We start from the raw sequence: 22,158 nt of genomic DNA on the forward strand, positions 1-22,158 counted from the left end.
ACCTTCAGTTGTGAACAGTTGCGAATTCCTTCGCGTTCAGCGACTACTTTGTAACTTGAAGAACCTTCGACATAGGATCTAACTGCATTCAATTTGAATTCTTCCGTATACGTCTGAAATGTTTGCCCTTTTTTCGCCATAAAAATATCCCCTCCAAGTTTCACTTGAACCCTCATGATACATGAAGGTTTTTTTAAGTGTCTACTTAAAGGGGATAATACCAATACTGGTTCTTTTTGATTTCCAATCCATGATGTCTCAAATCATCAGATTGGATGTACTCATAAATTGTAGCAAGTTTAAGAAGGTACGACCATCTCTGCGAGTGTATTCGCCAACCTTTGTTTTGCTTTTTCCGATGCGGCAGTCAGCGGCAGACGCAGTTTTGCAGAAGCAATCAGCTGTTGCTGAGCCAGCCACCATTTGATCGAGGCTGGAGCAGGCTCTGCGAACACGTCACTAATCAGCGGTTGCAGTTGCTTAAAGCTGTCTCTTGATGCATTCACGTCACCAGATACAAAGCGTTGATACACGTCCACATACCGTTGGGTATGAATATTGGCAGAGGCCACCATTCCGCCTGCGGCACCTTGACACAGCATCGCATGGAAATACGCATCCTCGCCGCAAAGTACAGGCTTCGTCTCATATTGGGTTAGCGCCAGCAATAGATCCAAACCGCCAGTGCTGTCCTTCAGGCCAATAACCCCGTCCAGATCCATGACTTTTCTCATCGTATCCAAGGTCATGCGACTACCGGTTCGAGCCGGAATCTCATAAACTAGGATTGGCAATCCTGTCCGGGACGCGTTGGAGAAATGCTCTAGAATTCCTTCTTGCGTCGGTCTGTTGTAATAAGGAGTGACCACCAGAGCAGCATCTGCTCCCAATTCAGCGGCCATTTCGGTCCGATGAACCGTCGAATAGGTATCATTGGTTCCTGTTCCCACAACGAGGGGGATGGTTTTGTTCAGACTGATCAAAATCTCTTTCGTTACTTCCACCATCTGCTTTACTTCATCCCAGGAAACAGTCGGAGATTCTCCGGTCGTGCCGTTTACGACCAATCCCTGAATGTCGTGTTTGGCAAGATGGGTAACATATTTGCGATACGATTCAATGTCGAGTTTGTTATCATCCGAAAAAGGGGCAATTACCGGTATATAAATTCCTTGAACATGTTGTTCATTCATCATTATCAACTACCTCTTCCCGTTATATTGAAACTAATGTAACATAGGAATCAGCATCACAGTTACCTATAACAAATGATAGTTGTCATCAATATTTTCGATGAGGTGAGCAAGTTGGATTTAATCTATCTTCAGACGTTCAGAGAGGTCGCAATTCGTGAGAGCTTCACCAGAGCCGCAGAGGTGCTGGGTTATGCACAATCCAGTGTTACTACGCAAATTCAGAAGCTGGAAAAAGCATATCAAGTCAAACTGTTTGAACGCTACAGCAATAACAAGATTCGTCTGACTTCTGCCGGGGAAGAGCTATTCAAGCTTGCCGGACAGATGTTGGAATTGTTTGAACAGTCCAAGGAAAAAATGGCGAAGCAGGGTGGTGGCTCCTTAACGATCGGTACGATGGACTCTATCGCTTCTTACTTTTTACCTCCATATATGCAAGCCACCCGTAAGGAATACCCGGATCTGAACATACGACTGCATACGAACCGTGAGGGGTTAATTTTGCATCAGGTCAGGGAAGGTGAAGCCGATATCGGACTTATTCTCGCAGATGATTCGAGCGATCCGGCTTTGCAGTGGATTACCATTCGCCAAGAACCGCTTTTGCTGATCGTCCATCCACAGCATCCGCTGATCGCCAAAACGCAGATTGAATTGAAGGATCTAAAGGATATGGAATGGATCATGCCTGAAGATACCTGCAATTACAGGCAGCTGCTTGAGAGAGTGCTTCGCGCAAATTCAATCCCTTATCGGATCGGTCTGGAACTTGGCAATCCGGAAGCGATCAAAAGAAGCATTAAGTCAGGGGAGGGCATTTCGATTTTGCCGCAAATGGCTGTAATGGAAGAAATCGAGCGGGGAGAGTTGAAAGCCTTACCCCTTGAACATGCAGAGCTCCAACTCGAAATACAGCTCGTCCTTCATCCGAAGAAGTGGGTATCCAACGCACTGCACGATTTTATGGAAAGCTTGAAAAAGTAAAAAGTTGCAGTTATCTCATTAGCCAACTCCAGGATAAATATGTTAATATAAGAGCCCATAAAATCAGCGAGCCACATCAAACGGGCTCGCTGATTTATATTAGAACGCAAATAAAGGAGGTGCCACATGAGTTCCATTCTAAACGTTATAGAAAAGCTGAAGTTGAGTGTCTTGAATATTGAAAATGTTCCGGAATCATTTAGTTCGGATGTATATAAACTTACTCTTGTTCGTGGAGAAGACGTATATGTGAAGATTTTATTTAACAAGGATAAGCTGTTTCGCGAATTTCAGATGCTTGAAGTATTGAAGGACGTTCGAGAGTGCACGGGGTGGCTCCTCTGAAATAGACTTTACTAAAATCAATAGATATATTTGGGAAGTGAACCCGAGAACGAAATCACCGTATTTCGAAGGTTATCAAACCATTCGGACCATGTTAAATCTCGAAAGCGTATTGCCATTTTATAATTTCTATGATGCTTTTAGTGCCATTGTTTGGTGTAAAAACAGAGGAGTTGAAAGAAATCAATCATTCCTTCAGGAAAGTATTGAAGTTTTGAAGAAATCAGTCAGTTACTGATTATTGATGGCTTTTTCTTAAACAGAATGAATCCATTCGGAAATGTCATGGATCATATTCTTATCTACAGGTTGTGCAACTTTTTCCCAAGCGACTTGTCGTTGACTTACGTTAAAAAAATCAACTATTGGGAAACTTGATAGGTAAGGGTAAAATCTCGCTAAGGAGCAGAACAAATGAGGAAAGTATTGAACATCTTTGTTAGTTGTATTGTTTTTTGTATTCTAATGCTAAATCTAAGCGGTCTAGCCTACGCAGAGCCTAACCCAGTGAATGAAGAGGAGTTTAAACCTTTATCTTTAACGTTACTCAATCCGTCCATACAGGTGGCGATTACTCAGTATTATCAAAAAATTCAAAAGCCGCAGCCAAGTTATGGTTTGTATGATATGAAGGTTCTGGAACTACAAAGGAAATCGCCTGGGTCTTATGTCTTTCGGGTAGTTGTAGAAGTAAGCACTTATTATGGTCCACACAATCCTCCAAATGCGAAGGAGCTTATTACATTCGACATCGATACTGGTAAAGTTAAGCTGATTCAATATATCCATAGGAACGACTAACTTTAATTGTAAGACTAATTTATCTGAGATTGTTGGAAAAGAAGAGCATATGTTCTGATCATGGCTGAGCGCAATCGGACTTTTTGATGCCAGAAAATGCAGACCGACTTCCGGTTTGCCTTTTTGTGATGCAAACGTATAATGAGAGCTTGAAGGGAGAGGAACGCCATGACCATGGAAGCCAGCTTCCGCCGGGCCAATCACCTATGCAATCGTTATATTACAAAAGTGGAGCAAACAGGGCTTTCATTGTCCATTTTGTATTGGGGATTCATGCCCGATCATTTCGACAATGCCTTCCATCGGCATTCCTTTTTTGAGGCTTGTTATGTGGTAGACGGTGAAGGAAGCTACATAGAACAAAACCAGCATTATGTTTTAAATAAAGGAACAGCGTTTCTATCTCTTCCAGGCGTATGGCATCAAATTCGCAGTCAGACTGGACTGACACTTTCTTATGTGGCTTTCGAAATGGATGAAGCCCACACAGATGTTTATTATACTGAATTCTTCCGTCGTCTTGCGGATCTTGGACAAAGCGTAGCCCAGCAAGCGGACCTTACGCCAACTGGCCATTTATGGCAAGCGCTCATTACTTCTTTCGACCAGCCTGGGGCAACTCTTCCACTTGCTGTAAAGCAAATATCCGCTTCTCTGCTGTTATCGATAGCAGATTTGCACGTTCCGACTCGAACAGACTCGGCCGATACGGGAGAGCAGCCCATGGAACAAAATACGTTGTTCCGGCAGGCCAAACGATACATTGATGATAATTTGATCAATGAGCTTACACTTTTGACGGTGTCAAGGCACCTCCACATTTCATCCCGTCACCTGACCCGGTTGTTTCAGGAAAATCTGGGGCAGTCCTTCGTCCACTACATTCAGGAACGACGTGTGCAGCAAGCCGCTGGGCTCTTATTAAATGAACAGACACCAATTAAAGATATCGCCATCAAGTGCGGGTTCCAATCCGTGCACTATTTTACCCGGATATTCACCCGCGAGCTTGGTGTTTCCCCGGCCAAATTCCGACGCAATCAGTTTGCCGAAGGCCGCTCTGGCAAAATGCATTACCCACCCCGAATGTCCTGATTGTACAAAAACACAGCTTGATCGTTTAAAGACAGCACCTCCAACTCCCTATACAATGATGAACATAAATCGATATAGAGTTGGAGGTTTTAAACATGCCCCGAATAGCCCCTTTGGCCTTTCAAACCAACCCAGTCAATTTCATTCAGCTTCAGCCCGACCAAGAGACAGAACCGGGGATCTGGAATGCGTATGAAGAATGGCTTGATCAAATTTGGCCTGAATGTGTACAGAATGATTTGCTTCCTTTTTATATGGTCATTGACGGTACACATGGTGCCGCATTCAACGAATGTCTGGCAATACTGCGGTCGCGCTGCCACCTAGAGAGCAGGGTTTTAATTGAAATAGACAGCGTTGATTATTTAAAGTCTACTGCAGATTTGCTTCAGCATTTTCACCCTTATCTGACGGATAACCGTGCTTTTGGCGTTGTAGCCTCGGACGTCAGCGTTAAGGATTATTTCCGGCCGCATGCACAGTCGGTCTGGCTCAGTGATGTAGATGATCAACTTCGGCTTTATCATTCCGCTAAGCATGCAGAGGCCCAGTCGCCGAACGTAGATCAGTTAGCCCCCATCATTGTGACCTTTGGGCCTGGATCTGGTTTCCTTTCTACAGCATCAGGTTTAACGAACGTTTCTCTGTATTGCGACTTATCCAGAGAAGCACAGCAGAAACTGCATCAGCAGGGGATGGGTTCTTTGGGGTTAGGCCCTTGCCGGGATACGGTCGAAACCTATAAGCATGCCTTGTTTCTGGAATGGCCCGTCTGGGAGGAATATCGCAAACGCCACTTGTATGACTTTGACTACTATGTGGATACGAACAACCGGGAACGACCCGTTTTGGTCACCGTCCCTATGCTGCGCCGACTTTTGGCTTCAGCAGCCCAGCAGCCTTTTCGAGTAAAGCCGTTTTTTGCACCGGGGATTTGGGGCGGACAGTATTTAAAAGAACTATGTGACCTGCCTAAGGATTGGAATAACTGCGCATGGGGGTTTGAACCTATCGCACCGGAGAACACGCTATTAATCGGTTATCGGGATTTTATAGTGGAGCTTCCTTTCCCGCTGCTACTGTCGGCTCATCCAGAAGCAATTATGGGCGAGCGCAATGTGCAACTGTTTGGCGACTATTTTCCGATCCGGTTTGATTATCTCGATACGATCGACGGGGATCATCTGTCTTTGCAGGTCCACCCCCAGCAGGCATACATCGAGCAGACCTTCAACGAAACGATGACGCAGCAGGAATCCTATTACATTATGGAACAGAAGGAAGGCACCAAACCTTTTGTGGGACTGGGTTTCAGAGAGGGTACAACCGGGGAGGAGCTGCTTCAGGCGGTTGAATCGGCCCACACCTTGGGACAACCGCTGAAGATCCCAGAATATGTGAATATTTGGGATGCGAATAAGGGTGACCTGTTTCTGATCCCGCCGGGAGCCGTACATTTTTCGGGCAAAAACAATCTGGTGCTGGAGATCTCTTCGACAACCTGGTGGTTTACCTTCAAAATATACGACCATTTGCGGCTAGACAGAGACGGGCGGCCGCGTCCGATCAACGGCGATCATGCCAGAGCCAACATGCAGGAACAGTTTGACACGGAATACGTTCAGAAGCAGTTGATAGCGGTTCCAAAGGAAAGCCGGGTACAGGGAGACAGCAGGGAAGAGCTGCTAGGCGAACGGGAGGATCTGCTTTTTCAGATCAAAAGATTAAAACTGGAAGGAGAGTGGATCGACGATACGGCTGGCGAGTTTGTTATGTTTAACCTCGTAGAAGGTGACCGTGTGCGGCTGACTCCGCTGGATGATAAGACAGCGGCTGTGGAGTGGGGGTACGCCGAAGCGTATATCGTTCCTGCCTCCGTCGGAGGTTTCCGTCTGGAGTCTCTGGGTGACCGATCGTGCACTCTGATCCGGGCACAGGTTTCCCCAGACTGGAACACGCCTCTGCTTCCGCATCACTGGAAATCTGGTGAACCTTTATGAACCCTGACGTCACGATTGCCATTGATGCCGGGGGGACCTTTTTGAAGGGTGCCGTTGTACTGAGTGACGGGAATCTTCTACCACAACTTTATGTCAAAAGGTCATCGCACTCTGACAGTAGCGCGTATCAAATCGCCTCCAATCTGGCTGGCGTGATCCAAGAGCTTGCCGCTGCATACGTCGCCTACATGGAGAGGCTATGTACCGATAAAGGGACCCGGGCCACTTTTGCCAATTTTCACATCGGCTTTGCTTTCCCCGGACCATTTGAATACGACACAGGGGTTTCCCGTATCCAGGGATTGAATAAATACGAGCAGCTTTATGAATTCAATCTAAAAACACTGCTGCGGTGTGAATTAACGGCGCTTGCAGCGGAGCCCACTGCTCCTACATGGATGACCCAGCTTGCCACCGCAGATATTCGTTTTGGCAATGATGCTACTCTGTTCGCTCTGGGGGTCAGCAGGCTTTTTCCACAGGACAGATTGCTTTGCCTTACATTGGGAACGGGCCTTGGCTCCGCTTTTGTTGAGAACCGGTCCATTGTCAGCGGAAAATGGGGAATTCCCGACTCAGGCATGTTGTATGCCGAGCACTACAACGGAGGAACCGTGGATGATCTGTTCGGAAGCCGAGGCATTTTGGCCTTGGCAGATAGCCATGATGCTCGAAGCCAGGGAGAGGACGTGTACCATCTGGCCATAGCGGCCAGACAGAGAAATTCCTCCGCCATCCGTGTATGGCAGCTTTACGGTCAGCGGCTTGGGGAAATGCTGCGTCCATACGTGGCAGAGTTTCGCCCCGCTCGTCTGATCCTGGGCGGACAAATTGCCGAAACCCATGATCTGTTTGGCAGAGCACTTTCGGAAGCGCTCTTGCCCGAGAGGATTGCTCAGCATAATGAGAAACAAATGCAGGAGCATGTGTTCCAAGGGATTTTCCAGCTCGTAAAAGGTACCTAATCCACCAATAAAGGAGAAAAAAAGATGACACTCGAACAACAAATCAAACAGGCAGCCATCCCGACGCTTAAACGGAAATGGAAAATATACGTCATTCACCATTCCCATACTGACATTGGTTATACCGACCGGCAGGAGAAGATTGAACAATATCATATCGATTTTATCCGTCAGGCGCTGCGTATTGTTAATGATGCTCATAACGGTGTAAACCCCGAGTGGAAAGGGTTCCGTTGGACCTGCGAGACCTTCTGGGCTGTGGAGCAATTCCTGAAGCAGGCTCGAGACGAGGAAAAAGTTGCATTTGCCGATGCCGTGCGGCGCGGCGATATCGAGCTCTCCGGCACGTATTTGAATATGACCGAGCTGCCCGACCTACAGTTGCTGAAAAAAATACACAGTAAAGCTCAGACATATGCCGGATCTATCGGTCACCCAATAGACAGTGCGATGACGGCGGATATCAATGGCTACAGCTGGGGATATGCCGATAGCCTGCTGAATAACGGAATCGGACATTTATTCAGCTGTATACATACTCATCACGGCATGTATGCGCTGGGCCGCAAGCAGTCCCCTTTCTGGTGGGAAGCTCCAAGTGGGGAACGCCTGCTGGTCTGGAATGGAGACCACTACATGCTTGGCAACGAGCTTGGTTTCTGTCCTGGTGCGCTTGGCAAATACATGATTCGTGATGAATTCGGCCACAGACTTGTGGAACCGGCGAACATTCATAATCAAATCGCCAATATTCGCATCCACCGGTACTTGGCCCAGCTTGAGGCGGAGCAGTATCCATACGATTTCGTGCCGATGATGCTGTCTGGATTGCCCACAGACAACGGATCGCCCAATAGCTCAATCATGGAATGGATCGATGGATGGAACCGTCAAAACGGCGAGGCGATTTCCGTGGAGATGATTACGTTGAGTGGCTTTTTTGCACGCTTGAAGGAGGAAGGGACGGATGGTCTGCCTGTGCATAAAGGGGATTGGCCAGACTGGTGGTCGGATGGTGTAAGCTCCACACCGATGCACACTCAGATTTACCGTGACGCACAGCGGACACTTCGCAAGGTGGAAAAGCTCGACCCTGGACAGAAAAGTGTTAGTCTCCAGGAAATCGAGGCTGTAGAGCAGGCGCTTACTCTTTATGCCGAACACACTTGGGGGTATCACTCCTCTGTTTATGAACCGTGGCACAAAAATGTGCAGATGCTTGAGGTTCGCAAGACAGCTCACGCTGCAGAGGCAAGCAGGCTTGTTTACCGCGCGCTAGATCAGGTGCTACTTGCCGATAATGCCGCCACCTTGTACCCGGGGCGTTCTTATCGCTTCAAGGTAACGAATCTCTCGGAGCGGGAGGTAACCGAGTTGGTTCAGTTGAAGCTTGAAGGATGGGAACCGGATGAGCTATTGAACGGAGTAGAAGTAATCCGGGAGGATACGGGACAGGTTCTGATCCAGCAATCAAGCCACCCACAGACGATTATTGCGGAACTTAAGCTCCAAGGCATGGAGAGCTGCATATTGATCCTGCGCCCAATACTGGCAGCGCAGAATAGTCTTTCTTCCTTAACGTCAACCTCCAATTCGAAGCTGATCGGTGCTGACCAGGTGTACGATATGGAGGATATGTATTCCTTAACGGCAGGCAGACAGCAAGCGCCGATCTCCGTTTGCCAAACGGGGCTGGAGTCACCTTATGTACGCTTGACTTGGTCGAAAGAGCGCGGCATCGTGTCGTGGTTCGATAAGGAGACAGGCCGCGAACTGCTGAAAGCAGATGATCTGTATGGGGCGTTTACACCCATCTATGAGGTGACAAATCCAGCGAACCCTGCAGATGCATCTCAGGTATGGAGCGTCCGTTCCAAAATGGGACGCAACCGTAAAGGCTTGAACGTGGAGCGTTCGGTTGGTCAGCTCATCTCTGTGCGCGCGGTGGATAATGGACCGCTGTATGCTACCGTTGAGCTTGGTTATCAGCTCAAGGGTATCGCCTATTTTTCACTACACTTGCGGATCTATACCCGTCAAAACCGGATGGATATTTCGGCGCGGTTCCATAAAGAGAGCATTTGGAATCCGGAGAACGTTTATCTGGCCCTGCCGTTCAACCCAGGAGGCACTGGGCCAGTTACCCTGTTTGCCGACAAGCCAGGAGGGCTCGTTCGCCCCTGGAAGGATCAGATTCCGGGAACTTGCCTGGACTATTCCGCTGTACAGTCGGGCATTGCCTGGCAGGATCATGACCGCAGTCTGCTGCTTGCTGTCCCGGACACACCTCTCGTACAATGGGGAACGCTGGATTACGGGACCAGAAAGGTCCACACGCAGCAAGCGCCTGACGCTCAACCGGAAGCTTATGCCTGGCTGATGACGAATTATTGGGAAACGAATTTCAAAGCGACCTTAGGCGGTTTCTATGAGTTTCAATATCATATTTCGGCTGGCGGCAGCCTTTCGGTTGAAGATATGGCCGCAGCTCTGCATGCGTTGAACGAGCCATTTGTGGTTACCCGAGTTAATGAAAAATAAACCGAATGGAAAAAGCCCTGACTCATTTAAGATCAGGGCAGGCAGTAGATAACACATAACAGATATAAACTTATGGTCGATAAAATAACAACCAGCAGGCTTCCACATGGAGGCCTGCTGGTTGTTGGCGTTCGGTCTTTTAGTTTGTGTAAATTTGGTATTTTTGCTTAATGATGTTCTTAAAGCTGAAATGTATTTAAGCCTACTCTTGAGCTGCCTCTAGCTCAGTAATTTGCGCTTTGTATTGCTTCAGAAGGTCGGCAAGGGAAGTCTTGATTGCAGCTTCATCTTTAGCTGTTACGGCCTTATTCAAATTACTTTGTGCTGAGAAGAATGCACTGGCAGCTGTAGTACCGCTAAATTGAAGACTTTCAGCATTCGCTATAACCGCGCTTGTTGTTCCTGTTGTTTTTTCGTCAAGATTCAGTGGACTGAGGGCAATTGCCACTCCAGATTCTGCGTTCTCAACGAATCCTTTCAGATCCGAACTGTTTGTGGTAATGGAGAAAGACAAGGTGTTCAGATTTTCGGAATCAGGTAATTTTTCGGCTTTTACTCCCTCAACTGAGGTAAGTTTGCCTTCCTCTACCTTCAAGGCTTGCATTTCTTTGATCTCACCTGGTTTGGCGTTTTCGGAAACTTTCTTCCATTCGTCAGAGTCTACGTCAACAGCAACCAAGGTGGTCATTACTTGGGATGTAGAGTTTTGTGAAAGCAGTTTATTGTAACGAGCCAGCGTTTTTTCCCATTCGCTTACTGTTTCTGGCGCGTACTTTTTGGCCAGCTCCACTGGATTAGCCAATGTAAAGGCTGCAAAAGCGGATTTTGCTTCTTTCAAGGTAGCTGTTCCGTTTGTAACAGCATTTGCGTTAGCGTCGCTGTCGGCATTCGCGACAATCGGTGCGGAGATCGCAGTGAGCAGCAGGGCGGACAGGGCAATATTTCTGAATTTGAAACTGTAGTTCATTTGGTAACACTCCTTATGGTTTGGTTTGTCTTACAGTTATCAATTTACCGAAGGAGTGTGGCACAATATTGGTGTAATTGTGGAAAAACAATGGCAAAGCTCTTTCCTTATATATACCTTTGGTATACTCACTATAGAGAAAAGTACAGGAGGCCCCGTTCATGAATAACGATTACCTCATCGCAGTTGTAGATGATGACGAAAATATACGCACATTGATTCAAGCTTATTTGCACAAAGAGAACTATCGAACGATAGGCCTTGCTAATGCGGAGGATGCCTGGTCTTTATATAGAATAAGTCCGCCGAGCATGTGGGTGATGGACATTATGCTGCCCGGGATGGATGGCTATGAATTATGCAAACGCATCCGGAATGAAGGAGAGGTTCCCATTATTATGATCTCGGCGAAGGATAATGAGGTGGACAAAATACTTGGCCTTGAGCTGGGTAGTGACGATTATCTAGTGAAGCCTTTCAGCCCCCGTGAGCTGGTAGCCCGCATCAAGCGGCAGCTGGAACGTTGGATTAGACTTACCGGTGCGGAAGAAAGAGCTGTTGTAAGCGAAGCTGCGGCGCCACGAATCGATACCGGAGAGCTTCAATTAATGTTGGAAGAGAGGCAGGCCATCTGGCGAGGGGAAGAAGTGGACCTGACCAGCAAAGAGTTCACCATGCTCAAGGTACTGGCTGAACATCCGAATCGTGCGTTTACGAGGGACGAGCTGCTCAGTTTTGTCTGGGGAGAAGATTATTTTGGCAGTGACCGTGCAGTGGATCATTTGATTAAGCGGATTCGCAAAAAGATGGAGGAACTTCCCATCGAGTCGGTGTGGGGACACGGGTATCGCATGCGTACAGATCGGAGTGAAGTTTAATATGAAACTTGTTCATCAAATTAACCTTGCGTTTGGATTGTCACTGGTTCTGATCCTCTCCGTCACGGCCGTTTTACTTCATTATGTGCTGCTGGATCATTTCATTGGAACAGAGAAGAATGATCTCAAGACGTTAAGTGCGGCGATGTCTGCTTCTATAACGAAAACGGGGGATCTCACAATGAGTCCTGTACTTACGACTGGAACTGCTGTCACGATGCCTAATTTGAATATTACGGGTATGCAGTCCGTCCAGTTGGTTACGGGAGAGGCTACGAGTGCTCCCTCAACACTCATTCCTGCGGATGTTGAAGCCTTTGTCACTGATTTTAACGGAAATGTGCTGTCAGGGACTTTGTCTGTGAGTGGTACAACCGGAATGGCGAGCAGTAACACATTGACTGAAGCCGTACCAGCAAACTTGTCGAAATACACAGCGGTCACTTCATCCAGCATCAAGGACCTGTGGAAGGGAACGGATGGGCGTTATGTGATGGATGTCAGTCCCATCCCCCAAGGAACCCTGACTCTGTTGACTCCTATGAGCAAGATTAAAGCAATCGAACAGGCGTTACTGGGTCGTCTCATCCTGGTGATCTGTATCGTTGGAGCCATGATGTTCCTGCTCAGTTTGTTTATTACGAAAAGGCTGATTCAGCCCTTGATGAATCTGAAGCAGGAACTTAAGAAGGTCAAACAACGTCATTTCACGGATGTGCAGCTGGTCAAGGCTGGCGGCGAGATTGGAGCTGTCGCACAGGCGGTATATGAGATGGCAGGTGAACTGAACAGGTTCAATGAGGTGCAGACGCAGTTTTTCCAGAATGCATCCCATGAGCTGAAGACGCCTCTGATGTCCATTGCAGGTTATGCGGAGGGCATTCGAGATGGAATCTTTGAAGGTGAGAACGTTCGTAAAGGGCTGGACGTGATTCTGGGAGAGAGTTGCAGATTAGGAAAAATTGTTACCGAAATGACGCTGCTTGCGAAGCTGGATAGTGAAGAGGATATCTTCAAACCTTCTAAGGTCAGTCTTAATGAATTGTTGACGGAAACGTCCGAACGTGTCAATCCGCTGCTTGTAAAGAAAGGACTTACACTCCATATCGCCTGCCCGGAGAATAAGGAGCTGTTCGTCATGGCTGACCAGGATAAACTGCTGCAGGCACTGCTCAACGTCGTGACGAATGCTGCAAGGTACGCCAAAGAAGAAATTCACATCACTGCGAACTTGGAAAAAGGTAAGATCACGCTATCCGTCACGGATGACGGTCCCGGCTTTCCGCAGGAGCTGCTGCCCACCTTATTCCACCGTTTTGTCAAAGGAAAAGACGGTGAGTCCGGACTGGGTCTGGCGATTGCCCGGGCCATTGTGGAACGCTGTGGCGGGCTGATTCAGGCCACCAACCGTAAGGAGGGAGGAGCTGTAATCTCGTTCGGCTTCACTGCGGCACAACGTGTCTGAGGAAAAGACGGCAACTATATCTTCCTAAGGTTGCACCAAAACTCGAAGTGAGAGAACTGGGGAATGTTTAAGGGGTTCGTGTCTCCATTATAAATACTCCGCTTAAGCGGAGTTTGAGAATGTCAGCCACTTTTACCAGCGTTATTTAATAAATAGGTGCAATGTATGCATTTCGGTGCTAGACTACCAGTAAGAATCATTGTAAAGAAGGAGAGGAAAAGGATGATTAAACATTTAGGTCGCATTAATGAATTGGCGAAAAAAGAGCGTGAAGAAGGTTTGACCAATGCGGAACGAGTTGAACAACAAGTATTACGAGAAGACTATTTGCGGGAAATTCGTGGGCAAGTTCTAAACACTTTTTCAGTGCTTACCATACTTGATCCAGATGGAAATGATGTAACACCGGACAAAGTACGAAACGAAAAGGGAATCAGTTTGTAGGGAAATAAGCTAGTTAGAAGAACGAAAAGCCTCCGAGTATTCATTGACAGAAATGGTGTAGATAAATACACTTGCTTTGTAGTTGATTTCGTAGGATGCTTTTTATGCACTTTGTAAATAATCATTATAAAGATATTGTATAAAGTGTGTTTTATTATTAATCTTAGCTGTTTGATTGATTCAAGTATCGAAGGATCTATAACAGGAGTTGATAACATGACTGAAGAAGAACGAATTTTTGATGGGATCTTATTTAGCCCCGGCCATCCTGACCTTAAGTCGACTAAGCTGCGCTCTCACAATCTTAGTAGTCAATACAGTCGTACTTTTGAGGATCAAACGGAGGAACGTGAAGCATTACTCATGCAGATTCTGGGTCGAAAAGGAGAGCGTTGTTTTATACAAGGCCCCATTTTCTTTCATTATGGCGTTCACACAGAAATCGGCAACCATTTTTTTGCGAACTACAATCTGACCGTCCAGGATGATGCTAAGGTTACCATTGGTGATCACGTCAGCTTTGGACCTAATGTGACTATTGTTACACCGGTTCACCCTTTCATTGCTTCAGAACGTCGACAAATGCTCGACCAAAACGGGGAACCCAAGTCGCTCTGTTATGCTAAACCTGTCACCATCGGAAATGATGTTTGGATTTCGGCTAACGTCACCGTATGCGGCGGTGTTACCATCGGCGACGGATGTGTCATTGGTGCAGGAAGCGTAGTGACCCAAGATATCCCTGAGGGCTCTTTTGCAGCGGGTGTACCCTGCAGAGTCATTCGTCCCATTACAGAATCGGACAGCATGCGTTATAAACCGGAAGTCCTGGCTGATTGCAGCGTAATTGAATAAAAACACATAAAAAAGAAACCGTTCCTAGACAAGAGGAACGGTTTTCTTATCTTGATTAGTATTTCGTTGATTAGGTGGAAAGCTTATTAACTGTTTTCTAGTGCACTAGATTCTCTAAATCTGGCTGCAATTTGTTGCGCAGAATATACAGCATGATAGCTCCAACAAGGAACGCGACGACATCCGCAATGACAAGTGACCATACAACCCCGTGGAAGCCGTTAAGCCGGTTGGCGATATAGAGTACAGGAATCAGCGTAATTCCTTGAATAACTGACATAACAAAGGCGGCGGTTCCTTGCGCTGTTGCTTGGAAGATCCCCACAAACAACGAGGTCATTCCTGTAATGAACAAGGATAGGAACGTCACATGCAGAATGTAGCTACCCATTTCAATTAATTGCGGGTCATTCGTAAATAAACCAATTAAGTGATCGGAAATCAAATAGACGACAACGCCGAACACAACAGCTAACGCAACAATCGTTTTGATCGTAAATCCAATGGTATGCTTCATGCGTAATTTATTTGCTGTAAAAGAGAAGGCAATCAACGGCACAACTCCCTCGCATAAGCCCATCAGAATAAACTCAGAAAATTGCAACAAACGTGATGAAATTCCGTACCCCGCTACGGCCTGATCTCCATACTCGACAAGAAAATGGTTCAAAATGAGCGACATTGCACCCAAGAAGATACTCATGATAAAGACGGGAACACCGATTTTGAACACATTACTCATAATTTCCTTGGAAGCCTTGAACCATTTTACGGAGACAGTCAAGAATTGGCTTTTATATCCCATATGGTATGCGTAAAAAACACTGGCAACCAAGTTGGAAATGACCGTTGCAGAAGCAACGCCGATTACACCCCAATGGAAGATGAAGATGACAATCGCATCAAGAATAATATTTACAACCACGCTAAGAATCATACCGATCATGGATGTGATTGCTGCACCCTCCGAGCGCACGATATTCTCCAGCGTGAAGAATAATATGACGAATGGTGAACCGATAAGCATAATCGTGACATAGTCTTTTGTAAATCCAAAGGATTCAGGCGTTGCACCCAGACTATGAACAATGGGGTTGATCAGCGGGAGGCCGACGGCCATTACAATAAGACCAAGAACTAAACTGCTATAAAAGGCGAATGAAGAAACATGTTTTAGGTCCTCATATCTTTTTTCTCCTAACAAACGGGAGATGAATGTACCGCTACCCATACCAATCAAGTTGCCGAGCGCCATAATTACCGCGAATAATGGCAAGGTTAGGGCGAGTGCGGTTAACATGGCAGTATTGCCTAATGTACCAAGGAAATAGGCGTTCAGGATAGAGTAGATGACACTCATCGACGTGCCTAACATCATCGGTACAGCGAAGTGAGCTACGGCTTTTGCGATCGGTGCCTTTTCAAAATAATGGAGGTTTTCTGCATCCATGTGTGAGTCACTACTTTCTTCATTTATTTTTTGAAATGATTTAGAATTCGAAAGATATTCCAATATCTAATCTAACGGTGTTAGTTTGTACCTTACAGTGTTAGATGTTATCATGAACTTATGAACCTGTAAAGCATAATCTTACACTGTTAGATAAAAGGGCGGATACGGATGAAAAAACAACAGCCTCAGATTTCGGAGGATAAGATTTTGGAAGCCTCTTGGGAGCTTCTTGGGGATGAAGGCATTGAGAAATTCAGTATGAGGCGATTGGCCGATCGGCTGGGTATACAGGCTCCTTCTCTGTACTGGTACTTTAAGAGCAAGCAGCAACTCTACCAGCATCTGGCCAACCAGATATCGAAAATGATCCTGAACGAATTCCATTCCGACGGGGACTGGAAGGTGCAAATGGAGGGCCTTGCGATATCGATACGGAGTGTACTCCGCCGTTATCCCTGCTCCACGCAGCTTATGATGCAGACGCTGCCCCATGAGCCGGACATGATTCGCTTCACCAACCGTATGCTGCTCTGCATGGAATCGACGCCACTTAAGCAAGAGCAGAAATTGCAAGCCGTTCTTACGCTTGTGAACTATGTTTTCTTCTTCGTTCTGGATAATTATGAGCATCAGCGCACGGTCTCCGTTATGCTTAAGGACCAGGGAGAGCTTCCCGGCGGGGAGATGATCCAGCTGATGGACTCCATGAGCGAGACGGAAGCAGGACTGTTCCGGAGAATGCACAAGGGCGGGCTGTTTGAGATGATGGGGAGCGAAGGATCGTTTGAGTTTGGCTTAAAGCTGATTTTGTCGGGAATTGAGCAAGTGATAAAGGAACAGGAGAATTAGAATGTCAAAAACCGCACATCCGGTCATCGGGTGGGCGGTTTTTGATAAGAAAAACATTTATAAACATATCCTTTTGAATTATTATAAGGATCTATAGCGAATGAACAGAAGGAATTTGCACAGGGATTTTTTATGAGAACGGTTACAATATATATTGAATGCAACCTATATAAGGAGGACAGCTAGCGTACATGAGTTTATATCTGGAAATCCCGGAACTTGACAAAAGACTCCCATTTCGAAGCTTTGTTCACAAAGGGGATGTGCTCTGTTATCCTCACTGGCATAAGGAAATTGAAATTATTTATGTTACCCAGGGTAGCCTGGATTTGGGATTGAATGACAAGGTAATCCGTCTGAAGCAGGGGGAAGTCCAATTCATTAATGGCGGTGACGTCCACTTTTTTTTGTCATCCCCTGATAGTGAGCGAATTGTTATTCAATTTGACTTGAGTCTGTTCCAAGACGTATCCACACTAATTTACGATGATCGGTCGCTTCGTGACATTTTTACTCAAATAGAGCAATCTAGCAGGAACTGGCCTTGTGAAACGGTAACGAAGCTTCTTCCTCTTCTTCAAGACATAAGCACAGAAGATTACGAGCGCAAAGAGGGCTATGCATATATGATCAAGGCTAAACTTTATGAAATGTTGGCTTTTATTCTAAGAGAAGTACCAAGGGGGAGTGAGAAACATCGACCCCAAATCTCGGAAAATATCCTGACTCCGACCAAAGAAATGCTATTAAAGCTGGAACGAATTTTTGAGTATGTAGAAAGCCATTACCAGGAATCAATTATACTAAAAGACGTTGCCGACTATATAGGGTTCAGTCCTTATTATTTCACTAAGTTTTTTAAGAAAAATACAGGAATGACCTTTGTAACTTTTCTAAATGAATATCGACTTAATAAAGCGAAATGGATTTTGCTCAATGAAAACTATTCGATTACCGAAATAGCAGAGCAAGCCGGATTCAATAGCGTTAAGACATTTCATCACTTCTTCAAGGAAGCGACGGGCACATCGCCTTTAAAGTATCGCATGACAATATCCGGGAATAAAACAGCAAGAAAATAGGAAGATAGTCTTTTATGAGACTTGTATGATAAGGGTATGAAATTAAGTTGAGGTGTTATACATCTTGCATACATCAAGGTCGCAGCCACTCATCTTTTTTACATAAAGTTTGCTCTGAGAGTTCTATCATATTGGCATATTCCAAAAAGGAAGGACGATGAAGATGAATAACCGAATTTATAATATAGCAATTGTTGGCTTTGGGGGCATGGGCAGTTATCATTGCCAGTTAATTGAGCCTGTATCACAGATTTCCGTCATCGGGGTATACGATACGGTTGAATATCGGATGGAATTGGGGAAGGAAGCCGGCTATAAAACATACGCAAGTCTGGATGCTGTTCTGACAGATGAGCTGGTGGATATCGTTTTGATTGCTACACCTAATGATGTTCACAAAGATATAGCCATTCAAGCTCTGCAAGCGGGTAAACATGTCATTTGCGAAAAACCGGTTACAATAACCAGCAAGGATTTTAATGATATTGTCAAGGTAGCGAACGAGGAGAAACGTGTGTTTACGGTCCATCAAAATCGTCGCTGGGATGAAGATTTCAGAACTGCGAAGGACATCATCGATAAAAAGACATTGGGCGAGCTCTTCCATTTGGAATCCCGGGTTCAAGGAGCCAACGGCATTCCTGGCGATTGGCGCCAGCTGAAGGATTACGGTGGAGGTATGCTGCTGGATTGGGGCGTGCATTTGCTGGACCAATTGCTGCAGATTACAGATAGCCAAATTGAAAGTGTGGCCGCTAATTTAAGTTATATTTTGGGAACCGAAGTGGATGATGGCTTTACGAGTTATATAACATTTAAAGATGGCCTTACGGCACTTATTGAAGTGGGAACGACCAATTATGTGAAGTTACCGAGATGGTATCTCAAAGGAACGGAAGGTACAGCAGTGATTAGGGACTGGGATTTAAGTGGAGAGATTATCACTCGAAATCCGGATGTTGCTCATATAGAGCCGAAACCGATCAAAGCGGGGCAGGGATTGACCAAAACGATGGCACCGCCGTCCGAACAGTCCACACTAAAGTTTGCGATTGAAAAGCCGGATTTGGAGGAGCAAAGCTTCTATGAAAATTTCGTCTCTGTACTCGAAGGGAAATCTGAAATTGCAATTAAGAATGATGAAGTTCACAGAGTACTTGTACTGATTGAGACCATTTTTGAGGCAGCAGAGACCAAAAGTGTAATCCATAGAAGTATTTAACACGCTTTCTGTTATTGCTGTAACTACCATAGATGCGTTAAATCGTGTAAGCCGTCATAATGACGGCTTTTTGTCTGTCTAAATTTCCGTAAGTTTAATTGTGGCCAAAAGGCTCGCTATATGATGAATCCCAATTGGATTTTAATCTTCAAAGTCGCTATTTTAGCGGCTTTTTATTATTTTATTTTACAAATCTATATCCGTCCTTGAGAACAAGAGGTTGATCTGGTCACTCGTTTGAAAAATATCTAAATATTAAATTTACAACAAAATGTGACCAAATGACGTCCTTGAGAGTGTTAGAGATATAAAGGAGGGCAGAACAACCATGCAGCGATCAATGCCCCAACGGGGAGATCATATGATGAAAGTCTATGAGACTTACGCGGATACGCTGTTCCGGATTGCCATGGTGCACCTCGGCAGGAGAGAGGACGCGGAGGAAGCCACTCAGGATACCTTCATCAAGTTAATGGAAAAAGCCCCTATATTCAACGATGCAGAGCATCAGAAAGCATGGTTGATCCGGGTCATCACCAATCATTGTAAATCCTTATTAGGCAGAGGCTGGCGCAAACGGGAGGTCAAGTTGGAGGGAGCAGATCCCCTTACGACAGACGACCCCGAAGATCAGGCACTGATCGAACTCGTGTTGTCACTGCCCGTCAAGTATAGATCGGTGGTTCATTTGTACTATTACGAAGATTATCCGATCCGGGAAATCGGCGAGATTCTGCAGATCAGCGAGTCTGCAGTGAAGATGCGATTGAAGCGGGGAAGACAGCTGTTAAAACTGGAGCTGGAAGGAGAAGAACCCCAATGAACGAGGAACAATTCAAACGAAATTATAAGAAAGCGGTGGACCATATGAAAACAAATGACCAAATGAAAAAACGGATAGAGCAAACCTTGAACACACAACGCCATGAACAAAAGCGCCAGCGAAAACCTCTATATATTGCAGCGAGCGTCGTCATTGCTGCCAGTGTTGGACTCGCGGCGCCAAGCATATGGCAGCAAGTGAGCGGCCCGGCCGCGCCAGCGACGCAGGTGGCACAGGTCACTCCGGGCGCATCATTCGACCCTGTGGTGATTCCGAAGACAGAGCTGCCGGATTCAAAGAACGGCGTGAAGGCCGATATGCTTCAACTGGTGGTTTATCAGGGCAACGTCTATACACAGTCTGCTACATCGCTTGACGGTACGGATGCGCTTGCCCTGCGAGGCGAGAAGCTCGGTACTACAACAGGGGGCATTCATGAGCTGAGCGACAAGGGTGAGTACACGGAGCTGGCCTCCAACATTGGAGAAGCGGACATCTATGCGGTCAACGGCTACGACACGAATTTCCGTATCATGTCTTACACCGAGATCGATGGTCAGGTATATGCCCAACTGTTTGACCAGAGCAACGGCATCACTATCAGCAGCGGCGAAGACCTGATCGGCAAGCTTCACCTCGAAGGCAACGTCACTTCTGCGCAGTGGGAGACCTTCGCCAGCTGGAACAACGGCTTGCAGCAGCTGCAGCCGCTCGCAGCGGACAAAGCGCTTAACAGCTTTATCTCAGCGCTTTACGCGGCTAAACCGATAGCAACAAGCCCTGAACTGGAGGAGCGCCTTTACGGGCAGGAAAATCGCAAGATCATCTACCTGACGCTCGAAGATAAGACGCAGGTCCAATTCGTCCTGTTTGGGGAAGGTCTGGTGCGTTACGGCAATGTACCGGTCTTCTTCGAAATCGAGAAAGGTGCCTTCCAAGCGTTCTGGAACAGCCTGGGCGAGTAAGGCGAAGCTAGCGATTGATGAACATTTAGGATTAGGGAGATGACTTGATGCTGAATCCAAAAATACCGGAGAAGGTCACCTAACTGTTCAGATGAATTAAGATCGTAAAAGCCCATGTATTGCTCAAGTTGGAGCAGTACGTGGGCTTTGGGTTATTTTAATAATCATGGAGATTAAGTTTGATAGGTATCTTTTATAAACTGAATAAAGTGTGCAGTAGCTGAACTGAATATTTTATTCTTTTTCCAAGCGAGTACATGACTAGTGGTTCGTTCAGGTTCAAATGGAACAAAACAAGTACGACTACTTTCCCGGATCGTATAAGATCCACTCACACAAATGGCATATCCAAGTTTCCGTTCTACCAACAGCATAGCATTCGTCAGTAAATTATGTGATGCAAAAATTGACAGGCTATCATTCTCAACTCCAAGCCAGCTTGCAATCTCATTTTGTACAATTGTGCGTCGGGGCGGAATTAAGGGTAAAGCAAGAATATCTTCAATACCAATAGATGTTTTCTGAGCCAGAGGATCATCACGTCTCATCAGAATCCCCCACTTTTCCTCATAAGGTAATCGAATATATTCATACTTTGCAGCTTCAATGGGTTCCAAAAATATACCGATATCGATATTCCCTCGATCAAGTTTCTCTCTAATGTCATCTCCATCTGCGCTGTACAATTCATATTGTACCCTAGGGTGCCGATTGGAGAATTCCTCTAATAATTCTGGCAACGCTCTAGAAACGGTGGACTCAACACATCCAATAGAAACAACGCCACCAATCAAATCTTTCTGTTCTGCCAGATCTCTTTCTGTCTTATCTAGAAGGGAAATAATTTCTTTTACCCGTTGTTGAAAAAGTAGCCCGCTATCGGTCAGCGTAATTTGCCTCTTGCCCCGTATAAACAAACGAGTACCCAGCTCTTCTTCAAGATCCATAAGCTGTCGGCTTAGTGTTGGTTGTGTAATGTGAAGGATTTCTGCTGCTTTTGTTATATTGCCTACGTTAGCCACAGTTAAAAAATACTTCAAAACACGAATATCCATTCTAATCATCCTTCCATAAGTCCACTAATGGATAACTTACAGATTATTATACGATACATATTAGGCATGATAAAACATTCATCATAGGTATTAGAAATCTTTCACTTTGGAAATTACCATAGGAGTAGATACTCTTACACAAATTTATAAGCCTGATAAAAAATACGGTTAAG

20 protein-coding genes are annotated in these 22,158 nt (G+C 45.9%); 16 read left to right on the plus strand and 4 right to left on the minus strand.

What is annotated here, in order from left to right:
- Nucleotides 1-299: 299 nt before the first annotated feature.
- Nucleotides 300-1,196, minus strand: coding sequence for a 4-hydroxy-tetrahydrodipicolinate synthase (gene dapA / locus BMW94_RS04990; RefSeq protein ID WP_090995229.1), 897 nt, complete (start codon nt 1,194-1,196; stop codon nt 300-302).
- A 111-nt stretch (nt 1,197-1,307) separates the two neighbouring features.
- Between dapA and BMW94_RS04995 the strand changes: the two genes are divergently transcribed.
- The 7 genes from BMW94_RS04995 (at nt 1,308) to BMW94_RS05025 (ending at nt 9,927) form a co-directional block, all read left to right on the plus strand.
- A complete protein-coding gene (locus tag BMW94_RS04995; RefSeq protein WP_076289231.1) occupies nt 1,308-2,180 on the plus strand; it encodes a LysR family transcriptional regulator in 873 nt (290 codons plus the stop codon).
- Between the two features lie 126 nt (nt 2,181-2,306).
- Complete coding sequence (locus tag BMW94_RS31230) at nt 2,307-2,525, plus strand: hypothetical protein (protein WP_368086893.1); 219 nt, start codon at nt 2,307-2,309, stop codon at nt 2,523-2,525.
- Nucleotides 2,526-2,939: 414 nt separating this feature from the next.
- Complete coding sequence (locus tag BMW94_RS05005; RefSeq protein WP_090995233.1) at nt 2,940-3,326, plus strand: DUF3888 domain-containing protein; 387 nt, start codon at nt 2,940-2,942, stop codon at nt 3,324-3,326.
- A 168-nt stretch (nt 3,327-3,494) separates the two neighbouring features.
- A complete protein-coding gene (locus BMW94_RS05010) occupies nt 3,495-4,421 on the plus strand; it encodes a helix-turn-helix transcriptional regulator (RefSeq protein WP_090995236.1) in 927 nt (308 codons plus the stop codon).
- Nucleotides 4,422-4,516: 95 nt separating this feature from the next.
- Nucleotides 4,517-6,421, plus strand: coding sequence for a class I mannose-6-phosphate isomerase (locus BMW94_RS05015; RefSeq protein WP_090995239.1), 1,905 nt, complete (start codon nt 4,517-4,519; stop codon nt 6,419-6,421).
- Nucleotides 6,418-7,386 carry an ROK family protein gene (locus tag BMW94_RS05020; protein WP_090995242.1) on the plus strand — a complete coding sequence of 323 codons (969 nt, stop codon included), beginning with the start codon at nt 6,418-6,420 and terminating at the stop codon, nt 7,384-7,386. The genes BMW94_RS05015 and BMW94_RS05020 overlap by 4 nt, the downstream gene beginning before the upstream one ends.
- A 24-nt stretch (nt 7,387-7,410) precedes the next feature.
- Entirely contained in the window at nt 7,411-9,927 is a 2,517-nt protein-coding gene (locus BMW94_RS05025) for a glycoside hydrolase family 38 N-terminal domain-containing protein (protein ID WP_090995245.1), read from the plus strand.
- A gap of 202 nt (nt 9,928-10,129) precedes the next feature.
- Here BMW94_RS05025 and BMW94_RS05030 read toward each other — a convergent pair whose 3' ends face one another.
- Nucleotides 10,130-10,894, minus strand: a complete 765-nt coding sequence (locus BMW94_RS05030; RefSeq protein WP_090995247.1) for a hypothetical protein — start codon at nt 10,892-10,894, stop codon at nt 10,130-10,132.
- A 161-nt stretch (nt 10,895-11,055) separates the two neighbouring features.
- On the opposite strand from BMW94_RS05030, the gene BMW94_RS05035 reads away from it, so the two are divergent.
- From BMW94_RS05035 to BMW94_RS05050, 4 genes are all read left to right on the plus strand, one after another.
- A complete protein-coding gene (locus tag BMW94_RS05035) occupies nt 11,056-11,772 on the plus strand; it encodes a response regulator transcription factor (protein WP_090995250.1) in 717 nt (238 codons plus the stop codon).
- A 1-nt stretch (nt 11,773) separates the two neighbouring features.
- On the plus strand, nt 11,774-13,237 hold the full coding sequence (locus tag BMW94_RS05040; RefSeq protein WP_090995253.1) for a sensor histidine kinase: 1,464 nt from the start codon (nt 11,774-11,776) through the stop codon (nt 13,235-13,237).
- Between the two features lie 222 nt (nt 13,238-13,459).
- Complete coding sequence (locus BMW94_RS05045; RefSeq protein WP_076289250.1) at nt 13,460-13,681, plus strand: DUF896 domain-containing protein; 222 nt, start codon at nt 13,460-13,462, stop codon at nt 13,679-13,681.
- Between the two features lie 216 nt (nt 13,682-13,897).
- On the plus strand, nt 13,898-14,536 hold the full coding sequence (locus BMW94_RS05050) for a sugar O-acetyltransferase (RefSeq protein ID WP_090995256.1): 639 nt from the start codon (nt 13,898-13,900) through the stop codon (nt 14,534-14,536).
- A gap of 97 nt (nt 14,537-14,633) precedes the next feature.
- Here BMW94_RS05050 and BMW94_RS05055 read toward each other — a convergent pair whose 3' ends face one another.
- Nucleotides 14,634-15,986 carry an MATE family efflux transporter gene (locus tag BMW94_RS05055; protein ID WP_090995260.1) on the minus strand — a complete coding sequence of 451 codons (1,353 nt, stop codon included), beginning with the start codon at nt 15,984-15,986 and terminating at the stop codon, nt 14,634-14,636.
- A 171-nt stretch (nt 15,987-16,157) separates the two neighbouring features.
- Here BMW94_RS05055 and BMW94_RS05060 point away from each other — a divergent pair, with 171 nt between their 5' ends.
- The 5 genes from BMW94_RS05060 (at nt 16,158) to BMW94_RS05080 (ending at nt 20,930) form a co-directional block, all read left to right on the plus strand.
- The gene (locus BMW94_RS05060) at nt 16,158-16,838 is read left to right on the plus strand and encodes a TetR/AcrR family transcriptional regulator (RefSeq protein WP_090995263.1); all 681 of its coding nucleotides are present in this window, start codon (nt 16,158-16,160) and stop codon (nt 16,836-16,838) included.
- 191 nt (nt 16,839-17,029) lie between these two features.
- Nucleotides 17,030-17,920, plus strand: a complete 891-nt coding sequence (locus tag BMW94_RS05065) for an AraC family transcriptional regulator (RefSeq protein WP_090995265.1) — start codon at nt 17,030-17,032, stop codon at nt 17,918-17,920.
- Between the two features lie 157 nt (nt 17,921-18,077).
- Nucleotides 18,078-19,142 carry a Gfo/Idh/MocA family protein gene (locus tag BMW94_RS05070; protein ID WP_090995269.1) on the plus strand — a complete coding sequence of 355 codons (1,065 nt, stop codon included), beginning with the start codon at nt 18,078-18,080 and terminating at the stop codon, nt 19,140-19,142.
- A gap of 328 nt (nt 19,143-19,470) precedes the next feature.
- Nucleotides 19,471-19,965 carry an RNA polymerase sigma factor gene (locus BMW94_RS05075; RefSeq protein ID WP_064637406.1) on the plus strand — a complete coding sequence of 165 codons (495 nt, stop codon included), beginning with the start codon at nt 19,471-19,473 and terminating at the stop codon, nt 19,963-19,965.
- A complete protein-coding gene (locus BMW94_RS05080; RefSeq protein ID WP_090995273.1) occupies nt 19,962-20,930 on the plus strand; it encodes a hypothetical protein in 969 nt (322 codons plus the stop codon). The genes BMW94_RS05075 and BMW94_RS05080 overlap by 4 nt, the downstream gene beginning before the upstream one ends.
- Nucleotides 20,931-21,103: 173 nt before the next feature.
- Here BMW94_RS05080 and BMW94_RS05085 read toward each other — a convergent pair whose 3' ends face one another.
- Nucleotides 21,104-21,985 carry a LysR family transcriptional regulator gene (locus BMW94_RS05085; protein ID WP_090995284.1) on the minus strand — a complete coding sequence of 294 codons (882 nt, stop codon included), beginning with the start codon at nt 21,983-21,985 and terminating at the stop codon, nt 21,104-21,106.
- Between the last annotated feature and the right edge of the window lie 173 nt (nt 21,986-22,158).

Source organism: Paenibacillus sp. OK003, from assembly GCF_900109515.1.
In the GTDB taxonomy this organism is placed as follows: domain Bacteria; phylum Bacillota; class Bacilli; order Paenibacillales; family Paenibacillaceae; genus Paenibacillus; species Paenibacillus marchantiae.

Excerpts from the sequence above, each read along its gene's own strand:
- BMW94_RS05015 (WP_090995239.1), top strand. The coding sequence starts at position 4,517 with ATGCCCCGAATAGCCCCTTTGGCCTTTCAAACCAACCCAGTCAATTTC.
- BMW94_RS05045 (WP_076289250.1), top strand. The coding sequence starts at position 13,460 with ATGATTAAACATTTAGGTCGCATTAATGAATTGGCGAAAAAAGAGCGT.
- BMW94_RS05070 (WP_090995269.1), top strand. The coding sequence starts at position 18,078 with ATGAAGATGAATAACCGAATTTATAATATAGCAATTGTTGGCTTTGGG.
- BMW94_RS05010 (WP_090995236.1), top strand. The coding sequence starts at position 3,495 with ATGACCATGGAAGCCAGCTTCCGCCGGGCCAATCACCTATGCAATCGT.
- BMW94_RS05085 (WP_090995284.1), bottom strand. The coding sequence starts at position 21,985 with ATGGATATTCGTGTTTTGAAGTATTTTTTAACTGTGGCTAACGTAGGC.
- BMW94_RS05025 (WP_090995245.1), top strand. The coding sequence starts at position 7,411 with ATGACACTCGAACAACAAATCAAACAGGCAGCCATCCCGACGCTTAAA.
- BMW94_RS05075 (WP_064637406.1), top strand. The coding sequence starts at position 19,471 with ATGCAGCGATCAATGCCCCAACGGGGAGATCATATGATGAAAGTCTAT.
- BMW94_RS05080 (WP_090995273.1), top strand. The coding sequence starts at position 19,962 with ATGAACGAGGAACAATTCAAACGAAATTATAAGAAAGCGGTGGACCAT.
- BMW94_RS05055 (WP_090995260.1), bottom strand. The coding sequence starts at position 15,986 with ATGGATGCAGAAAACCTCCATTATTTTGAAAAGGCACCGATCGCAAAA.
- BMW94_RS31230 (WP_368086893.1), top strand. The coding sequence starts at position 2,307 with ATGAGTTCCATTCTAAACGTTATAGAAAAGCTGAAGTTGAGTGTCTTG.
- BMW94_RS05030 (WP_090995247.1), bottom strand. The coding sequence starts at position 10,894 with ATGAACTACAGTTTCAAATTCAGAAATATTGCCCTGTCCGCCCTGCTG.
- dapA (WP_090995229.1), bottom strand. The coding sequence starts at position 1,196 with ATGATGAATGAACAACATGTTCAAGGAATTTATATACCGGTAATTGCC.
- BMW94_RS05040 (WP_090995253.1), top strand. The coding sequence starts at position 11,774 with ATGAAACTTGTTCATCAAATTAACCTTGCGTTTGGATTGTCACTGGTT.
- BMW94_RS05005 (WP_090995233.1), top strand. The coding sequence starts at position 2,940 with ATGAGGAAAGTATTGAACATCTTTGTTAGTTGTATTGTTTTTTGTATT.
- BMW94_RS05065 (WP_090995265.1), top strand. The coding sequence starts at position 17,030 with ATGAGTTTATATCTGGAAATCCCGGAACTTGACAAAAGACTCCCATTT.
- BMW94_RS05035 (WP_090995250.1), top strand. The coding sequence starts at position 11,056 with ATGAATAACGATTACCTCATCGCAGTTGTAGATGATGACGAAAATATA.
- BMW94_RS05020 (WP_090995242.1), top strand. The coding sequence starts at position 6,418 with ATGAACCCTGACGTCACGATTGCCATTGATGCCGGGGGGACCTTTTTG.
- BMW94_RS05050 (WP_090995256.1), top strand. The coding sequence starts at position 13,898 with ATGACTGAAGAAGAACGAATTTTTGATGGGATCTTATTTAGCCCCGGC.
- BMW94_RS05060 (WP_090995263.1), top strand. The coding sequence starts at position 16,158 with ATGAAAAAACAACAGCCTCAGATTTCGGAGGATAAGATTTTGGAAGCC.